Consider the following 18,447-nt stretch of genomic DNA (forward strand, 5'->3'; position numbering starts at 1 on the left):
GCGAGCTTGGGCATCACCTTTCGTAAGGAAACCTTCCGCGACGACTTCACGTTCAGGAACAGCCCCGAGCACATCAGGCGGTTCCCGTTCCCGTTCCATGAAGACAGCTACATGTATGCCGTCAACATCGAGCCGCATGTCGTCGGGCCGAAGGGCAGCGTGCTGGACAATTTGATCGACGTCGACGAGCACTATGTCGCCGAGATGCAGGACCGCGCTTTGGTGCTGGCCGAGGATCCGCTGCGCTGCCAGTCGCTGCCGCACATGACGCTGGCCGGCTGGGATCTGCTCGAGCTTTTGATGGAGCAGCAGGCGCTGGGCTATCCCGAGCATTTCACGCTGACGCGCCATGGCGACCGCTGGCGCTGGATCAACCGGCCGCTCGGCATCGACGACAGCTTCACATTCGGCGACGTCTCGACGCTGCCCTATGGGCCGATGGAATACATCACCCGCCAGAGCCAGGGCGATTTCTGCATTCTCGACCAGCGCGACGGCAATCTGTGGATGGATGCCGGCATGGTCACCACCCAGGCCGACTGGTCGCTCGATTTCGACATCGGCATGAACTTCTTCGAATGGCACGCGCCGGTGCCGCTGGCGCATGAGAAGGGCATCTTCGTCCGGGCGCTGAAATTCCTCACCAACATCCAGCAGGGCAAGCCGGCGCGCCGGCTGAACTGGACGATGACAATCAATCCTCGCCTCGATACCAGCCCGGAAAATTATCACAAATGGGGTCCGGACCGGACCACGGTGACGCCCAAAAACGTCGGCGACAAGGTCCATCTGCGCGTCGAGCTGCAGAGCTTCTGGCGGCTGCCGCGCTCGAATGCGATCGTCTTCCCGATCCGCTGCTACCTGATCAAGATGGACGAGCTGGTGACGCAGCCGAAATGGGCAAGGCGCCTGCACCGCGTCATCCGCGACCTTCCCGACGAACTCGCCAACTACAAAGGCCTGACGCGCTACCGCGCGACGCTGGTCGAATGGCTGTCGAAGCTGGATGACGGCAGTGCGACATCGCCGGGGTTCGGGCCGGATTGAGGTTCTGTTTGCGAGGTTCGCGCTGCCCGTCAAGCTGCCAATCTCCCCCCAAGGGGGGGAGATGCCCGGCAGGGCAGAGGGGGGCGCCGTAGAGCGCCGGCCTTTAGCCCCCTTGCGACCAATCGAGGACGAGCTTGCCCTGCAGTTCAACGTAGCAGCGCGTGGAGGTTACGGCATGGATCCTAGGGTCTCCGCTACGTCGCTTCGCTCCTGCTCCGCCCTAGGATGACGAAGTGAGGGACGCTTCAGCTAACCTCGAAACTTGCGAATTGCCGTCGGCCACCACCCTCTAAGCCGCGATGCAACTGCCAATGTCCGACATCCGCGATTAGCCTTGGACCCCACGCCTTCGTCATCCTAGGGCGAAGCAGGAGCGAAGCGACGTAGCGGAGACCCTAGGATCCATGCCGTTACCGTGGCCGTGGAGTGCAGCGATCCAGGATTGCTTGCGCGCCCTCATCTCCGGCTCACCCCGCGCTGCTCTGCGGATAACAGATGATCGACAAATACCGCATCGGCAGGACGCTCAGCACTTCCGGTCCGTGCGGCGCATCGGCGTCGAAGAACAGGCTGTCGCCAGGCCTCATCGGGTAGAGATTGCTGCCGTGCCGGTAAACCACCTCGCCCTCGAGCATATAGAGGAATTCCATGCCTTCATGCTGGAAGGTCGGGAACACGTCGGAATCCTCGGTCAGCGTGATCAGATAGGGTTCGACGACGACGCCGCTGGTGTTGGAGCCGATATGGCCGAGCAGATTGTACTGGTGGCCGGCGCGCGTGCCGCGGCGTTCGACGTCGAGGCCTTCGCCGGCCTTGACGAAGACGGCACTGCGCTCTTCCTCGAAGCGGCGGAAGAAGGCGGTGACGGGAACGCCGAGCGCCCGCGACAGCGCCTGCAACGTGGTCAGCGATGGCGAGGTGATGCCGTTCTCGATCTTCGACAGCATGCCAAGCGAAATGTCGGTGGCGGCAGCCAGATCGGCGACGGTGATGCCGAGCTTCTTGCGGAAGGCCCGCACCTCGCGGCCGATCGCGACCTCCAGGACTTTTTCGCGGGTGTCGCGAATGGCGTGCGGGTTCTGGGTGAGCGGCGCGCGTATCTTGCGCGGATCGATTGCAGCGACCGACGGCTTGGCCTTGGCGGCGACGACGGCCGCAGCGGGCTTTAGACTGGATGCTTTTTTCGCCATGTTGCCACCCCGGACCTTGCCGATTCATTTCACTCACGGTGAACATATTCGGTGCCGATACAGAAGCGCAACTGCCACGGCAAGCCACCCGTGTCGAATTGCGCAATGTCTGGATTTCGCCCGAGCTACTGCGTCGCTTGGAAATCCAGCTGGGCGAAACGCGGTTTCGCGACAAGCCCTGTTGACAGCATCGAAGGGGCAATTACTGTCCTGTCAGTGAAATTTGTTTCGTTAGGGAAATGAGATCGGGAGGCCCGCAATGAAAGATCGTGTTGCCGTCATCGGAGCCGGGCCGTCCGGCATGGCTCAGCTCAGGGCCTTCAAGTCGGCTGCCGACAAGGGCGCCGACATTCCCGAGATCGTCTGCTTCGAAAAGCAGTCCGACTGGGGCGGCCTGTGGAACTACACCTGGCGCACCGGCCTCGACGAGCACGGCGACCCGGTGCACGGCTCGATGTACCGTTACCTCTGGTCGAACGGCCCGAAGGAATGCCTCGAATTCGCCGACTACACCTTCGAGGAGCATTTCGGCCGGCCGATCGGCTCCTATCCGCCGCGCGCCGTGCTGTGGGACTACATCAAGGGCCGCGTCGAAAAATCCGGCGTTCGCCAATGGGTGCGCTTCAACAGCCCGGTGCGCATGGTCACCTTCTCCGAAACGACAAAAAAATTCACCGTCACCGCGCATGACCGCACCAGCGACGTCACCTACTCGGAAGAGTTCGACCATGTCGTCGTCGCCTCGGGCCATTTCTCCGTGCCCAACGTTCCCTATTTCGAGGGCTTTTCGACCTTCAACGGCCGTATCCTGCACAGCCACGATTTCCGCGACGCCATGGAATTCAAGGGCAAGGACATTTTGATAATCGGCCGCTCCTATTCAGCCGAGGACATCGGCTCGCAATGCTACAAATACGGCGCCAGATCGATCACCTCCAGCTACCGCTCGAAGCCGATGGGCTTCAAATGGCCGGAGAACTGGAAGGAAGTGCCGCTTCTGCAGAAGGTCGTCGGCAAGACGGCGCATTTCAAGGACGGCAGCACCAAAGACGTCGACGCCATCATCCTGTGCACCGGCTACCTCCATTCCTTCCCGTTCCTCACCGAGGATTTGAAGCTGAAGACCGCCAACCGCATGTGGCCGGACGGGCTCTACGAGGGCGTCGTCTGGGAGAAAAACCCGAAGCTGTCCTATATCGGCATGCAGGACCAGTTCTACACCTTCAACATGTTCGACGCGCAGGCCTGGTTCGCCCGCGACGTCATCATGGGCCGCATCAATCTGCCCTCGGCCGAAGCCATGGCCGAGCACGGCCGGAAATGGCGGGCACGCGAGGAAACGCTTGAAGACGCCGAGCAGATGATCTGGTTCCAGGGCGACTACACCAGGGAGCTGATGGAGCAGACCGACTATCCCGGCTTCGATGTCGAGGCTGTCAATCAGACCTTCATGGAGTGGGAGCACCACAAGGCGCAAGACATTATGGGCTTCCGCGACCATGCCTACCGCTCGCTGATGACCGGCACGATGGCGCCGCTGCATCATACGCCCTGGCTGCAGGCGATGGACGATTCGATGGAAAGCTATCTCGAGATGAAGGGCGTGGCGGCGGAGTAGCAGTCCGAACGGCGATTGACTTGCCTCAGACAACTTCCCGCGCCGGGTCGGCCGCCAGCGCCAGGGAATTTGCGACGTGCTCGAGGTGCTCCTCGTCCAGAATGCTGGTCGCGACTCGGACAGCGTTCGTTTTTCCGGTCGAAAACTTCGCCCCGGCATGGACCGCGATGCCGTGGGCGGCCAGCGTGACCATCGCGTAAGGTTCCGAAGCAACCGGAATGAGGACGCTGAGACCGTGTCCGGCGTTGATATCGACATTGCGTTTGGCCAGTTCGCCGGCGAGCCGTTCGCGACGGCCGCGGTATACCTCCTTCGCCTGCTCCACCAGGGCGGCCGTGGCCGGGTCGTGCAGCAGCCAGGCGGTGGCGGCCTGCAGGATGCGGCTGGTCCATCCCGAGCTGAAGCTGCGGTAGGACTGGATCTGCTCGACGATCGTCGCCGATCCGGACAGCACGGCGAGCCGCAAATCCGGGCCGTGGGTCTTGGAATAAGACAGGATATGGACGACGCGATCGGGAAAACGCCGGCCAAGCGAAATGCGCGGCGCCGAGGCAATATCGCCGACGCCGTCATCTTCGACAATCAGCACGTCGGTGCCGGCGAGCAGGTCGCCGATGACTTCCAGCCGCGCCGACGACATGCAGGCGCCGGTCACCGAATGGACGCGCGGCTGGAACAGGAACGCGACGGGCCGCTGCCGCAGAGCGTTGGCAAGTGCATCCGGCAAGGGACCGTCGCTGTCGCAGTCTACCGGGATGATCGGCACATCGAGATCCTCGAGGATGTCGAGCAGGCGAAGCGCCGTCGGGTTCTCGATGGCCACCGGCGCTCCCGGCGGGACCAGCGCATGCAGCAAGGTGTAGATGGCGTTGTAACCGCCATTGGTGGCCAGGAACGCGCCGGGATCGTACGGCCATGACGGGCGCACTGCCGCCTCCAGCTCGGGCAGGATGCGCACCCGCTCGTAGCTGTTGAGCTTTTCGGCGCGCGCACCATGCGCCAGCGCGATGTCGAGCGGCGCCAAGAGCATCACATCGGGCTCCGCGATCGCCAGGTTCAGAACATCCTGTCCGTAATTGCCACCGCTCATGTGGCGCTCGGGCCGGGCGGCAAAGCGGTTGCCCATGATCCAGGTGCCGTTGCGTCCGCGGCCGCCGATGATCTTGTAGCGCCGCAACTCGCTCCACGCCTGCGAGACCGTCGCCGGGCTGACGCCAAGCACATAGGCCAGATCGCGCACCGGCGGAAGCTTTGCGCCGACAGGCAGCGCGCCGCTTCTGATCAGCGCACTGGTCTCGCGTGCGATGCCGCGCATCGTGCGGTCGCCAAGGCGCTCGGCGAACCATCCTGCATCGAAATCCATCGGCACCCGCAACCGTTAAAGCTAATGTTCAATAACATAATAACATTTGATCGGCCAAAAATAAACATTTACCAATCGCCGGTCAAACATAGTCTTGAAGTTCATGCCGATGCCCGTCTCCATCACTATAGCCACCCGCGATTGGGACTATCTCACCCCTTTGGTGCTGGGTGACGTCACTTCGAGCCGCTTGTCGGTGAAGGTTGACCGCGTCGCCACGCTCATTCCGGATCTCGGCACCGATCCGAACTACGATGCGGCGGAGGTCTCATTCAGCCGTTATGTGTCGGCCATGGCTTCCGGCAGGGATACGGTGGTTGGAATACCGTGCTTCATCATGCGCGGCTTTCGCCATCGCTGCATCATAACGGTCGAGGCCAGCCCGCTGGAACGGCTTTCCGACCTTGCCGGCAAACGCATCGGCGTGACCGGCTGGCGCGATTCCGGCAACACATGGACGCGCGCGGCACTTCGCCGGGCAGGCGTCGGCGTCGAGGATGCCTATTGGTTCGCCGGCAGGCTGACATCGGAGCACCCGATCGCCGACCGCCTCGACGGATTCGGCAGGCCGGGGCGCATCGAAGCAGCACCAGGTGAGCGCCCGATGATGGAGCTGCTGTCGCAAGGCGAGCTCGACGCCGTTTTCACGCCCTTCATGCCGGACGGCTTTTTCGGCCCGGCTTCCGGCTTCCGGCAAGTGCTGCGCGATTTTCGCGCGGCCGAACGCGCCTATTTCGCCGACGCCGGTTATGTCCCGGGCATGCATGTGGTCGCCGTCAAGGCGGCAGTGGCCAGGGAGCACCCCTGGCTGCCGCAGGAACTCGCCAGGCTGATCGACGAAAGCCAGCGCGTCTGGACGGGAAAGCGCCGAAAATATGCCGATACCTCGCCCTGGATCCTCGAGGAGCTGCTTCATGCGGGGCGCGACCTGCCTGCCTCCTGGAACGCCAGCGGCCTGCCGGCCAACCGGCGCATGATCGAGGATTTCGTCACCGAGCTCCATGCCCAGGGCATTCTGGCGGAACCGATTTCCGCCGAAGCCTTGTTTCCTTTCGAGGCCAGATCGCGGGCCACCGCAGCCTGACAACGTACAACGAAGAACACGAAGGAGAATGCCATGAGGACAATCAGCTTCATATTCGCCTCGCTCGTCACCATGCTGGCGCAGGCCAGCTTTGCCCAGGATATCCAGAAGCAATCGGTGAACGAGGATTTGCGGGCCCGGCTGCCGGAAGAGATCCGCACGGCGGGAAAGATCACAGCCGTCAACAACGGCTCGTTCCCGCCCTATGAGATCGTCACCGGCACCGAACTGTCGGGGGCGACCAGGGACATTTCCGACGCCATCGGCCAGCTGCTCGGTGTCGAGATCGATCATGCCTCGGTCGCCGGCCTGCCGGCTTTGCTGAGCGGCATCAATGCCGGCCGTTATCAGTTCGCGATGGGGCCTGTCGGCGACTATCCCGACCGGCAGAAATCCAACGACTTCATCGATTGGGTGCGCGAATACGTCGTCTTCGCCGTCGAGAAGGGCAACCCGCAAGGCATCACCTCGCTCGACACCGCGTGCGGCAAGCGCATCGCCGTCATGTCGGGTGGCTCGGCCGAGAAGGTCATCAAGCAGCAGGCGCAGAAATGCACCGAAGGCGACAAGCCGGCCGTCGAGGTGCAATCCTTCACCGACCAGCCGAGCTCGATACTGGCCGTCCGGTCGAAACGCTCCGACGCATTCTTCTCCTCGCAGGCGCCGCTGACCTATTTCGTCGAGCAGGCGAAGGGCCAGCTGGAACTCGCCGGGGTCGGCCAGGCCAACGGCTTCAAGGACATCTACCAAGGCGCCGTCGTCAAGAAGGGTTCGCCGCTGGGCGGCGTGCTGCTCGATGCCTTCAAGATCCTGATGAAGAACGGCACCTACGCCGCGGTCATGAAGAAGTGGGGTCTCGAGAAGAACATGATCGATGCGCCAGGCATCAACCAGGGCCAGTAGAGGCTGCCATGACCGATGCCACCGCTGCCTACGCGGCCGGGCTGCCGCGACGTCCCGACGACGCGCTGCGCGACGTCAAACAAGCCCACCGGCCGTTTCCGCTCGTCCGGCTGGCGCTCTGGGCGTTCACCGTCGCCGTGGCAGCCGGCTTCGCCTATATCGTTGCAGTCAACCCGAATTTCGGCTGGCCGGTGGTCGCCCAGTATTTCTTCGATCCGACGGTCATGCAGGGGCTTTCGGTGACGCTCGGCCTGACGGTCGTGGCAATGATCCTGGGCATCGTGCTCGGCCTGCTGCTCGCCATCGCGCGCATGTCGAGCGACAGGCTGGCATCCCTTCTCTCCGGCCTGTTCATCTGGTTCTTCCGGGGAACGCCGCTGCTGGTGCAATTGATCCTGTGGTACAACCTTTCGACGCTGTTTCCGCGCATTTCCATCGGCTTCGCCAGCTGGAACACCAACGACCTGATCACGCCGTTGACCGCCGCCGTTCTTGGTCTAGCGCTGAACGAGGCCGCCTACATGGCCGAGATCATCCGTGGCGGGCTGCTGTCGGTGGACAAGGGACAGGCCGAAACGGCTGAAGCCTTCGGCATGACCCGCGCCCGGTCCTTGCGGCGCATCATCATCCCGCAGGCGATGCGGTCGATCGTGCCGCCGACCGGCAATCAGCTGATCAGCATGATCAAGGCGACGTCGCTTGTCAGCGTCATCGCCATGGCCGACCTGCTCTACTCGGTGCAGTCGATCTACAACCGCACCTTCGAAATCATTCCGCTGCTGATGGTTGCAGTGCTGTGGTACCTGCTGATCACCTCGGTCCTCAATGTCGCGCAAGGCGCGATCGAACGCCACTACAGCCGCGGCGACCGCGGCGCGCGCGAGAAGACGGCGACCGCCACCCTGGAGGCCGCCAATGAGCGCGCATGACACGCCTCTGGTCCGGGCGCGCAACGTTCACAAGGCCTTCGGCCCGCTCGAAGTGCTGAAGGGCATTGATCTGGACGTCGCGCCTGGCGAGGTGGTGGTCATTCTCGGACCGTCCGGCTCCGGAAAGTCGACCTTCCTGCGATGCATCAATCATCTCGAGGCGATCGACCAGGGGTCGATCGAGGTGGACGGCGAGCAGATCGGTTACCGGTTGCACGACGGCCGCCTCGACAAGCTTTCCGACCGCGCGATCGCCGCTCAGCGGCGCAAGATCGGCATGGTGTTCCAGCAGTTCAATCTCTATCCGCACATGACGACCCTGCAGAACGTCATCGAGGCTCCGGTCGGCGTTCACCGGGAGAACCGCAAGGAGGCGATCGGCTACGCCCGCGAACTGCTGACCCGTGTCGGTCTTGCCGACAAGATCGACGCCTATCCGCGCCAGCTTTCAGGCGGCCAGCAGCAGCGCGTCGCCATCGCGCGTGCGCTCGCCATCCGCCCGAAATTGATGCTCTTCGACGAGCCGACCTCGGCGCTCGATCCGGAGCTGGTCGGCGAGGTGCTCGCCACCATGCGCGACCTCGCCAGGCAGGGCTTGACCATGATCGTGGTCACGCATGAGATCGGCTTCGCCCGCGAAGCGGCGGATCGGGTGGTGTTCATGGACGACGGTAATGTGATCGAGGCCGGGCCTCCGGACGAGGTTCTCGCCAAACCCAGACACCCGCGCACGCGGGCTTTCTTGAGCCGTTTCATCTAAAAGCAAAGCCGGCGCGGCACCTGCTCGGCCGGCAAAGGACCTTCCATGCCAAAGACCTCCAACCAGTTCGCCGATATTTCCGACTTCGCCGACAAGGCCGCCGAGCTTGCAGCGGCCCGCCAGCACCTGCACGCGCATCCCGAGCTTTCATTCCAGGAGCACGAAACGGCTGCATACGTTGCCGAACGGCTCGAAAGCTGGGGCTATGAGGTGACGCGAAATGTCGGCGGGCTCGGCGTCGTCGGTCGCCTGCGCCAGGGCAGCGGCCGCAGCATCGCCATCCGTGCCGACATGGACGCCCTGCCGATCACCGAAGCTACCAATCTCCCTTATGCCAGCCAGGCCAGCGGCAAGATGCACGCCTGCGGTCATGACGGCCACACTACGATGCTGCTCGGCGCCGCCGAATACCTGGCGCGCACACGGCATTTCAACGGCACGGTGAACCTTATTTTCCAGCCGGCCGAAGAAGCCGGCAAGGGAAGCGGGGCGCAGGCGATGATCGCCGACGGCCTGTTCGAGCGCTTTCCCTGCGATGCGATATTCGGGCTGCACAACCACCCGGGCGCGCCGACGGGTTCGTTCCTGATGCGCGCCGGGCCGCTGATGGCGGCGAGCGATACCGTCACCATCAGGATCGCCGGGCGTGGCGGCCACGCCTCGCGTCCGCACCTGACGGTCGACCCGATCGTCGCTGCCGCCAACATCGTCATGACCCTGCAGACGGTTGTGTCGCGCAACGTCAACCCGATCGAGACCGCTGTCGTCACCGTCGGCACGATTCACGGAGGCACGGCCTCCAACGTCATTCCGGAACACGCCGAAATCACGTTGAGCGTCCGCTCCTTCTCCGCCGAGATCCGCGACAGGCTCGAGCAGCGTATTCGCAATATCGCAGCACTTGTGGCGCAGGCGCATGGCGCAACGGTCGAGATCGAGTACGAGCGCGGCTACCCGGTGGTGGTCAATTCCGAGCGCGAGACGTCCTTTGCGACAGACATCGCTGTCGAACTCGTCGGTCAGGACAAGGTGTCCGTCTGCCCGTTGATCCCCGGTAGCGAAGACTTTTCTTATTTCCTCGAACACAAACCCGGTTGCTTCCTGCGCCTCGGAAACGGCGAGGATTCAGCCATCCTGCACAGCTCGAAATATGATTTCAACGACGGCAATCTGACCGTCGGCGCAGCGCTCTGGGCTCGTTTGACCGAGAGATTCCTGGCCGCTTGATCCATACTTGCGGCTTGGATTGTCGATCGGCCGGTCGAGCATTATTGGGGCGACCGGCCGCGCGACGATGCTCAACGAATTCTCACGCATTCCCCCTCTTCGAATGCGATAAGGGCTTCGCTTTCAGACAAACAAAAAGTCACCCGTCGTCAGCGGGCTTGTAAAGTTTGCGAGAGTAACTTGATCGACTCCTGCGGTAACGATGGTGTCGGTTCCACTTTGCGCAATTGTGAGATCATCGAACGATTGCACGCCCTCCACGCCACTAAATACAATGGTGTCGTCTTGGGTCTGGCTGAAATCGTAGATGGTGTTTTGGGTTCCGACCTTCATTGAACCATCGTCCTTGAATATGAATTGATCTCTGCCGCCCTGAGCCAGTTCGCTCAGTTGCCCGTCACCCCACATGTCGTTGACGACGGTGCAGCCGGGTGCCGCGCTCCCAGCGTACAGAGTATCGTTTCCGCCCAGAGCCGAACCGGACATTTGCAGAGCGTCGCCGCACAGGAAGTTGCGGACCTGGCCGCTTTCGCTGTTGTGGCCCCCGGTAAGAATGTCGTTGCCGCCCGCGGCGGACCCGGACATAGCGAATGTGTCGCCATACAACTCGCTTTGAACATCAGGACCAGAGCTCTTATTGCCGCCGGTTAGGATATCATTGCCGCCCACAGCATTGCCGGCCATCGCGCCAGCGTCGCCATAGGCGAAATTATGGGTGCCTTGCAGCACGGCCACGTCATCGCCCCCGCTAGCAGAGTCGGACATGATGCCGGCCGCGTCACCATAGAAACTTATCACGAACCCACCCACGCTCGTGAAGGTGTCGTCGCCGCCCTTAGCAAAGTCGGACATATGTAGGCTCGCGTCGCCAAAGAAGGTTTTGGTCTGAATCGTGCCACCAAAGTCTGTGTAATGGTCGTCGCCACCCTGAGCATGGCCAGACATGCTGCGACCGGCATCACCGTAGAAAATAGTGTTGGCGTCACTAGCGCCATTGAAAGTGTCGTTGCCGCCCTTGCTGTAGTCCGACATATCGCCGCTGGTGTCCCCGTAGAAGGCGTTGCTGGAGTCGCTCCTGGCCGTGAAACGGTCGTCGCCACCTTGAGCATGGCCAGACATGTTGTTCCCGGCGTCGCCAAAGAAAATGTTGACGGCCACGCTGGTGCCCTCGAAGGTGTCATTGCCACCCTTGCTGTGGTCGGACATATCGACGCCGGCGTCACCGTAGAAAGTGTTGAAGGAGTTGGGAAAGGCCGTGAAACGGTCGTCGCCGCCCTGAGCATGGCCGGTCATGTTGCCGCCGGCGTCGCCGAAGAAAATGTTGCTGGCTTGCGCGGCGCCCGTGAAAGTGTCGTTGCCGCCCTTGCTGTGGTCCGACATATCGTCGCCCGCGTCACCGTAAGCAGTGGTGGTGGAGGAGCTCGACACAGTGAAGGTGTCGTCACCGCCCCGAGCAAAATTGAACAAGCTCCGAGCCGCGTCGCCGTAGAAGGTGTAAGTCGACGGTGCGGTTTCCGTAAAGGTGTCGTTGCCGCCTCTTGAGAAATCGAGCAGGCTGCCGCCAGCGTCGCCGGTCAAGATATTCGTATTCGGATCGCCTGTGAGGGCGTCATCGATACCCCGCTGATGATCTGCCAGATCACCGGTAGTAAAGGGAACGCGTTTAGACATTTATCCGCTCTCCTGTTGAGCCTACCCGTCCCATGGCAGCCGTACGATGTGAGGCAAAAACGAGCAATAATCCCGAATGGCTATGTCTTTAGGCGTAGGGATCGGTGCCTCGTTAACGGCGCGCTTGGCGGCAGCTTCCTGAGGCCGTCCTATTCCGGACTATCCCAGCCTTGCCCGAGCCTTCGCCGTCCAGGCGTTGAACAGCCGGTCTGCGACGATGCCGATGAAGGCGATGGCTAGGCCGGCGACGATGCCGCGACCGGAATCGGCCTTGGACAGGGCGATGAACACCTCCTGGCCGAGATCGCGCGTGCCGACCATGGCGCAGATGATGATCATCGCCAGCGCCATTAGGATGGTCTGGTTGACGCCGAGCATGATCTCGGGCAACGCCAGCGGCAGCTGCACGCGAAAGAAGGTCTGGCGCCTGGTGCAGCCCGAAACCTTCGCCGCCTCGATCAGCGCCGGCGGCACCTGTCGAATGCCGTGATTGGTGTAGCGGATGGCCGGCACCACGGCGAACGCGACGGTGGCGATCATCGCGGTGACGTCGCCGACCCTGAACAGCATGACCACCGGAATGATGAAGCAGAACGACGGCAGCACCTGCAGCGTGTCGATGACCGGCGTGACGGTCTTTTCGAAGCGGTCGCTGCGCGATGCCATCAGCCCAATCGGGATGCCGATCAGGCAGGCGATAAAGGCCGAGATTCCGCACAAATAGACGGTCGCCATGGTCTTTTCCCAAAGTCCGGTGACGGCGCAGAACGCTGTCAAAGCCGCGACCAGGGCGGCGAGGCGCAAGCCGCCGAGCTGGTAGCCGGCAAGGCCGAGGAGACACACCGCGCCCAGCCACGGAAAACCCTCGCAGAAGGCGCGCACCGGGTTCAGCACGTTGAGGATAAGCGCCACGCGGAACGCTTCGATAGTGTCGAAGAAGTTGATGGTGATCCAGTTCACCGCCGCCTTCCACAAAGGCGCGGTGGTGAAGGTGATCGCTTTCGGCACCGCGGCGAACGCCGGCACGAACAGGCCGAGCAGCGTGGCGACGGCGAGGATGGCAACAGCCAGCGCCAGATTGGGATAGCGCCGCCAGAAACTGGTGCTGGCCTGGTGGCGGACATTGCCCTTGGCGTGATTGTGCGCGATCGCCTGGCTCAGCCGGTCGAGTGCAATTGCCAGTGCGACAATGGCGAGGCCAGCTTCCATCGCCTCGCCGACCTTGAGTGCGCGCAACGCCAAAAGCACGTCATAGCCGAGCCCACCGGCACCGATCATCGAGGCGATGATCACCATGTTGAGCGCCAGCATGATGACCTGGTTGACGCCGACCATCAATGTCGGCCGCGCCGACGGCAACAGCACCCGCCACAGCTTCTGCCGTGCCGTGCAGCCGGCCATCTCGCTGAAATCGTCGATCTCTGACGGCACCCGCGACAGGCCGAGCATCGTCGCCCGCACCATTGGCGGCGTCGCGAAAATTGCCGTCGCGATCATTGCCGAGACCGGGCTGTTGCCGAACAGAAGCAGCATCGGGATCAGATAGGCGAAGGTCGGGATCGTCTGCATCAGATCGAGGGCAGGGGAGATCAACAACCTCTCCGCCCAAGGCTTGCGCCATGCCCAGATGCCGGCGAACAGCCCGGTGACAATGCAAAACGGCACGGCGATCGAGATCAAGCCCAGCGTCAGCATGGCGCTGGTCCACTGCCCGAACAGCGCGATGTAGAGAAAACAGCCGCCGGCCAGCGCACCCAGCTTCCAGCCGCCGGCGGCGCGTCCGGCAAGGTAGGCGGCAGCGCACACGCCGACCCAGGACAGGCGCGGCAAGACGATCATATCCGCACCATGGCCGATCTTGAAATTCTTGGCCAGAAGACCGAGCGCGAAATCGAGCGGCACGCCAAGCACCGCGGTGATCGAGCGGGTCAGCCAGGAGAAGTTCGACTTCACCCAGTTCATCAGCGCACCGACCCAGTCAGCGACAGGAACGATCGCGCCGGCCGGGTAATTGACCGCCCAAGCCAGGCTTTCCTGCAGCAGGAAGACAATAAGCACGGCGGCGAGCGCACAGGCCCAGATCGCCAGCCAGGTTTGAACCGGCCGGGGCCTCGCTGCGCTGGCGCTTGCCGTGACGGTCATCCGCCGGCCCCACGACGCTCGATGCCGGCGAGAAGATCGATCACCGCCTGCGGCGTGACTTCGCCGATCGGCTTGCCGGTGCCGTTGACCACCGCGAAGGGCTTGCCGGCAGAGACGATATCTGCCGAAAAACTTGATATCTTGGCATCCGGCGCGACCGTGCCGCCGTACTCGGCGCCGTCGCAGGCGCGCATCAGGCGGCGCGCCGAGATCACCTTGGCGCGATCGACATCGCGGGTGAATTCGGCGACATAGTCGGTCGCCGGGTTGACCACCAGCTCTTCCGGCGTGCCGATCTGGATGACCTCGCCGTCCTTCATGATGGCGATCCGGTCGGCCAGCCGGATGGCCTCGTCGAAATCATGGGTGATGAAGACGATGGTCTTGTGCAGCATGGTCTGCAGCCGCATCAGCTCGTCCTGCATCTCACGGCGGATCAGCGGATCGAGAGCCGAGAACGGCTCGTCGAGGAACCAGATTTCCGGCTTCGTGGCGAGGCTGCGGGCGATGCCGACACGCTGCTGCTGTCCGCCGGAAAGCTCGCGCGGATAGAAATGCTCGCGGCCGCGCAAGCCAACCAGCTCGATGACTTCACGGGCCCGCTTCTCGCGCGTCGGCCGGTCCTGCCCCTGGATGCCCAAGGGAAAGGCGATGTTCTCCAGTACGTTGAGATGCGGCAGCAAGGCAAAATTCTGGAACACCATGCCCATGCGATGGCGTCGCAGCTCGATCAGCGCGGCATCGGAAATCTTGAGCAGGTCCTTGCCTTCAAACTCGACCTTGCCGTGGGTCGGCTCGATCAGCCGTGACATGCAGCGCACCAGCGTCGACTTGCCTGACCCCGAAAGTCCCATGATGATGAAGATCTCGCCCTGGCGGATTTCGAGATCGACGGCGCGCACCGCGCCAACCAGTCCGGCCGCGGCGATGTCCGCCAGGCTGGCCTTGCCGTCGCGCCGGCGGATGAAATTGGCCGCGTCCGCCCCGAACAGCTTCCAGACATTGCGACAGCCAAGCTTTATCGGGCGGGCATCCTTGCCCGTTGCTTTCACCGCCTGTTCAATCGTATCGCTCATGCAATCGTCCTTCTGGAATAGGGGATCGAGACCCGGCCCTGACTGGCCGGGTCGTCGCGTTTCCAGTCAGACGGTCACTCGGCCCAGGCTTTCCAGTCGGCTTCGTGGGCGGCGATCCAGGCGGCGGCGACGTCTTCCGGCGTCTTGCCTTCGAGATCGATCTCGCCGCTCATCTTGTTGAGCTCGTCGGTATCGACCGTGTAGTTTTTCGCGACCTTATAGGCGACCGGCCATTTGTCCTTCATGCCGGCCCAGGAATATTTCCAGATCTCGCCGTGCGGCTTGCCGCAGTCATATTTCGCGTCGGGGTTCACACCCCATTTCGGGTCGGTGTAGCACTCGGTCGTATAGTCGGGGAATTCGACCCATTCGCCCTTGTATTTGGCCGGCGCCCAATGCGGCGAATAGATCCACAGCATGATCGGCGCCTTGCGCTGATAGGCCGAGTCCAGTTCGGCGAACATCGCCGCGTCGGTGCCGGCATGGATGACGGTGAAGGGCAGTTTCAGCGCCTCGACGCGTTCGTCGTCAAAACCTTCCCATGTCACGGGTCCGCCGAGATAACGCCCCTTCGGCGCGGTTTCGGCCGTCGAGAAGGCCTCGGCGCATTTCGGGTCTTTCAGCGCTTCCCAGTTCGGCAGGCCGGGGCATTTCTCTTTCATATATTCGGGAAACCACCATTCTTCCTTGGCCTTTGGTCCGAGCTTGCCGAGGCGTTCGGTCTGGCCCGTCGCGTCCGAGGCCTTCATCGCCTCGCCGGCCGTCGTGTCCCAGAATTCCAGGCCGACATCGATGTCGCCATTGGTCAGGCCGGTGGTCAGGCTGGAGAGATAGTCGGCGGTCGGATACTCGACGGTATAGCCGAGCTTTTCGAGGATGCCGCCGAGGATCTTGGCGTTCAGATTGACGCTGGTCCAATCGAACAGCGCGATCTTGATCGGGTCGTTGGATTCCGGCGCCGCCGCATAGGCCGAAGATGTCAGTGCGGCTGCGGCAAGTGTTAAGGCTCCCATTGAGAAATTCGAAATCATGCTCCGAAGTGACATGCTTGTTCTCCTGTCAAGCTCTGGTGGAAATTATCGTTAGTTCCCTTCTTGCGTCTTTTTTTGATTGTGTTGGAAAAGCTGGTCGTTGCGCAAGGCCGTAGGCGCCACAATGCTGCCGAAGCGGATGCCGGCGCAAACGGGGTGGTGCCCAAATTGGTGAAGATGTGGTGGGACCGGCCGCGTCATGACTGCCGAAGGATTGCTGCCAAAGCAGTCATCCACGGATCGATCGCCGGTCTTGAGGGGCAAACCATCAAAGTCCCATGATCTCGGCTGTTGGCTCCGCAACTCGCCCAGAGCCACTTTCATGAGATGAAATTATATATACCAACGGTCATGTCGCGCAACGAATAACGCCGGTGCCAATTTCACGGCCCGTCTTTTTACATGGACCCGCAGATCGGTTCGAAAAAAGCCAAGGTTGCCGATCATCCCGTATGCGAGCCGCAAGATAGGGTACCGATACAATGCAGCAGACCTCTTCCTTGAACAGACTGCGCATCGCCGTGCTCTTTGGCGGACGTTCCGCCGAGCATGACGTTTCGGCGCTTTCAGCAACCAATGTCATGCGTGCGCTGCTGCCCGCCAAATACGATGCCGTCCCAATCTTCGTCACGCGCGAAGGACAGTGGCTGCTGAGCAGCTTCCAGGATGGTACGCTCGCAAAGCCTGCGGGCGGTTTGGAAGTTTGCCTGGTTCCGGGCGGGCACGGACGGATGATGGCGATCCCGGCCGACGGCACGCCCTATGACCTACCGAAGATCGACATCCTGTTTCCCGTACTGCACGGCCCTCATGGCGAAGACGGCTCGGTACAGGGGGTGGCCGAGGTGGCTCGGGTGCCGCTCGCCGGCTGCGGCATCCTGGGTTCGGCAACCGCGCTGGACAAGGACATCGCCAAACGGCTCCTGGAAGCGGCGGGGCTGCCAATCGCGCGCTCAGTGACGATCCATGAAGGTGCGGCGCCCGCCCTCGCCACACTGGAAGGCGAGCTCGGCCTGCCGTTCTTCATCAAACCGGCGCGTCAGGGATCGTCTGTCGGCGTCGGAAAAGTCCATGCCAGCCAGGAATTCGATGGAGCGCTTGCTGAAGCCTTCCGGCACGATTGCAAGCTGTTGGCTGAGGAATTCATTCGTGGGCGCGAGATCGAATATAGCGTGTTGGAGGACCCGGCAGGCGACCTGTTCGTCTCGCGGCCAGGCGAGATCGTGCCGGCCGAAAGCCACGATTTCTATAGCTACGATGCCAAATACATCGACGAGAACGGCGCGGCGCTAAGAGTGCCGGCCGATCTGCCGCCGGAGGTCGAGGCAGCCATGCGGGACGTGGCCGCAAGGGCTTTCAGAGCCGTCGGCTGTGACGGGATGGCCCGCATCGACTTCTTTCTGACGCCGGACATGCAGTTCCTGGTCAATGAAATCAACACCATCCCCGGCTTCACCGACATCAGCATGTATTCCAAGGCAATGGCGGCAAGCGGCGTCAGCTATTCCGAAATCATCGACCGGCTCGTGGAACATGGATTGGCTCGGGCGGGCCGAGCAGCCTGAACGCAGCGAAGCGGCATTCATATCCGGTCGATGGTATGTCGGCCCGCGCCGCTCACGACATGATCAGGCCGCCATCGACATTGATGGTCTGGCCGGTGATGTAGGCCGCATCGTCGCTGGCGAGAAAGCTGACCAGGCCGGAGACGTCCTCGCCGCTGCCGGCGCGGCCCATCGGGATGTTCTTCACCCATTCGGCCATCAGCTCGCCGGGCTTGTACTCGCCCATCAACTTTCCCCATGTGGCGTCGTTATAGGCCCACATATCGGTGTCGATGATCCCGGGGCAGATCGCGTTGACGGTGATCTTCTCCTTCGCCACTTCCTTGGCCAGGCTCTGGGTGATGCCGACGACGCCGAATTTCGACGCCGCATAATGTGGCGTGTAGATAAAGCCCTGCCGCGCCTGGCCTGATGCGGTGTTGATCAGCCGGCCGCCATCGCCATGCTTGCGGATGCGCGCGATCGCCTCCTGGCAGCACAGGAACACGCCCTTGGTGTTGACCGCCATCACCTTGTCCCATTCGGCCTCGGTCATAGCCTCTATCCTGGCGATTGTGATGACACCGGCATTCTGTACGGAGATGTCGACGCGGCCGAACTGTTGCTCGGCCAGGTCATAGAGGGCGATGACTTCGTCCTTCTTCGTCACGTCCATGCGCAGCGATGCGACCCTGGCGCCCATAGCCTTGAGATCGGCGGCGACCTCTTCGACGCGCGCGTCGATGGCGCTGACGACGACCGCGGCACCTTCCGCCGCGAAGCGCCTGGCCATTGCCGCACCAATGCCGCCGCTGGCGCCGGTGATGACCGCCGTTTTTCCTAGGAATCGCTTCTGCATGTT

15 protein-coding genes are annotated in these 18,447 nt (G+C 62.4%); 8 read left to right on the plus strand and 7 right to left on the minus strand.

From position 1 onward, the window contains the following. Positions 1 to 6 precede the first annotated feature (6 nt). Positions 7 to 1,047: a heme-dependent oxidative N-demethylase family protein gene (locus tag NKJ15_RS07130; protein WP_352768563.1), complete on the plus strand. Its 1,041-nt coding sequence runs from the start codon at positions 7 to 9 to the stop codon at positions 1,045 to 1,047. Between the two features lie 467 nt (positions 1,048 to 1,514). Here NKJ15_RS07130 and NKJ15_RS07135 read toward each other — a convergent pair whose 3' ends face one another. Beyond that, on the minus strand, positions 1,515 to 2,237 hold the full coding sequence (locus NKJ15_RS07135) for a helix-turn-helix domain-containing protein (protein ID WP_352473419.1): 723 nt from the start codon (positions 2,235 to 2,237) through the stop codon (positions 1,515 to 1,517). Between the two features lie 259 nt (positions 2,238 to 2,496). Here NKJ15_RS07135 and NKJ15_RS07140 point away from each other — a divergent pair, with 259 nt between their 5' ends. Continuing rightward, positions 2,497 to 3,855, plus strand: coding sequence for a trimethylamine monooxygenase (locus tag NKJ15_RS07140; protein WP_352473418.1), 1,359 nt, complete (start codon positions 2,497 to 2,499; stop codon positions 3,853 to 3,855). A gap of 25 nt (positions 3,856 to 3,880) precedes the next feature. Here the strand turns inward: NKJ15_RS07140 and NKJ15_RS07145 are convergent, their stop codons facing one another. Next, positions 3,881 to 5,218 carry an aminotransferase-like domain-containing protein gene (locus NKJ15_RS07145; RefSeq protein ID WP_352473417.1) on the minus strand — a complete coding sequence of 446 codons (1,338 nt, stop codon included), beginning with the start codon at positions 5,216 to 5,218 and terminating at the stop codon, positions 3,881 to 3,883. Positions 5,219 to 5,327: 109 nt separating this feature from the next. On the opposite strand from NKJ15_RS07145, the gene NKJ15_RS07150 reads away from it, so the two are divergent. From NKJ15_RS07150 to NKJ15_RS07170, 5 genes are all read left to right on the plus strand, one after another. Beyond that, on the plus strand, positions 5,328 to 6,302 hold the full coding sequence (locus NKJ15_RS07150; protein ID WP_352473416.1) for a substrate-binding domain-containing protein: 975 nt from the start codon (positions 5,328 to 5,330) through the stop codon (positions 6,300 to 6,302). Positions 6,303 to 6,374: 72 nt separating this feature from the next. Further along, positions 6,375 to 7,205, plus strand: coding sequence for an ABC transporter substrate-binding protein (locus NKJ15_RS07155; RefSeq protein ID WP_502898545.1), 831 nt, complete (start codon positions 6,375 to 6,377; stop codon positions 7,203 to 7,205). 8 nt (positions 7,206 to 7,213) lie between these two features. Continuing rightward, complete coding sequence (locus tag NKJ15_RS07160) at positions 7,214 to 8,134, plus strand: amino acid ABC transporter permease (RefSeq protein WP_352473414.1); 921 nt, start codon at positions 7,214 to 7,216, stop codon at positions 8,132 to 8,134. Then, positions 8,121 to 8,894, plus strand: a complete 774-nt coding sequence (locus tag NKJ15_RS07165; RefSeq protein WP_023674014.1) for an amino acid ABC transporter ATP-binding protein — start codon at positions 8,121 to 8,123, stop codon at positions 8,892 to 8,894. The genes NKJ15_RS07160 and NKJ15_RS07165 overlap by 14 nt, the downstream gene beginning before the upstream one ends. Before the next feature lie 45 nt (positions 8,895 to 8,939). Then, positions 8,940 to 10,121 carry a M20 aminoacylase family protein gene (locus NKJ15_RS07170; RefSeq protein WP_352473412.1) on the plus strand — a complete coding sequence of 394 codons (1,182 nt, stop codon included), beginning with the start codon at positions 8,940 to 8,942 and terminating at the stop codon, positions 10,119 to 10,121. A 123-nt stretch (positions 10,122 to 10,244) separates the two neighbouring features. Here NKJ15_RS07170 and NKJ15_RS07175 read toward each other — a convergent pair whose 3' ends face one another. The 4 genes from NKJ15_RS07175 to NKJ15_RS07190 form a co-directional block, all read right to left on the minus strand. Continuing rightward, on the minus strand, positions 10,245 to 11,792 hold the full coding sequence (locus tag NKJ15_RS07175) for an autotransporter outer membrane beta-barrel domain-containing protein (RefSeq protein WP_352814686.1): 1,548 nt from the start codon (positions 11,790 to 11,792) through the stop codon (positions 10,245 to 10,247). A gap of 159 nt (positions 11,793 to 11,951) precedes the next feature. After that, positions 11,952 to 13,934 carry an ABC transporter permease gene (locus NKJ15_RS07180; RefSeq protein ID WP_352814687.1) on the minus strand — a complete coding sequence of 661 codons (1,983 nt, stop codon included), beginning with the start codon at positions 13,932 to 13,934 and terminating at the stop codon, positions 11,952 to 11,954. Then, entirely contained in the window at positions 13,931 to 15,010 is a 1,080-nt protein-coding gene (locus tag NKJ15_RS07185) for a quaternary amine ABC transporter ATP-binding protein (RefSeq protein ID WP_352473409.1), read from the minus strand. The genes NKJ15_RS07180 and NKJ15_RS07185 overlap by 4 nt, the downstream gene beginning before the upstream one ends. Positions 15,011 to 15,084: 74 nt before the next feature. After that, positions 15,085 to 16,056 (minus strand): ABC transporter substrate-binding protein, encoded by a 972-nt coding sequence (locus tag NKJ15_RS07190; protein ID WP_352473408.1) that lies wholly within the window; start codon positions 16,054 to 16,056, stop codon positions 15,085 to 15,087. 467 nt (positions 16,057 to 16,523) lie between these two features. On the opposite strand from NKJ15_RS07190, the gene NKJ15_RS07195 reads away from it, so the two are divergent. Continuing rightward, a complete protein-coding gene (locus NKJ15_RS07195) occupies positions 16,524 to 17,606 on the plus strand; it encodes a D-alanine--D-alanine ligase family protein (RefSeq protein ID WP_502899578.1) in 1,083 nt (360 codons plus the stop codon). Positions 17,607 to 17,658: 52 nt separating this feature from the next. Here the strand turns inward: NKJ15_RS07195 and NKJ15_RS07200 are convergent, their stop codons facing one another. Continuing rightward, positions 17,659 to 18,444 (minus strand): SDR family oxidoreductase, encoded by a 786-nt coding sequence (locus NKJ15_RS07200; RefSeq protein ID WP_352814690.1) that lies wholly within the window; start codon positions 18,442 to 18,444, stop codon positions 17,659 to 17,661. Positions 18,445 to 18,447 lie beyond the last annotated feature (3 nt).

The organism is Mesorhizobium sp. M0207, assembly GCF_040321995.1.
GTDB lineage: Bacteria > Pseudomonadota > Alphaproteobacteria > Rhizobiales > Rhizobiaceae > Mesorhizobium.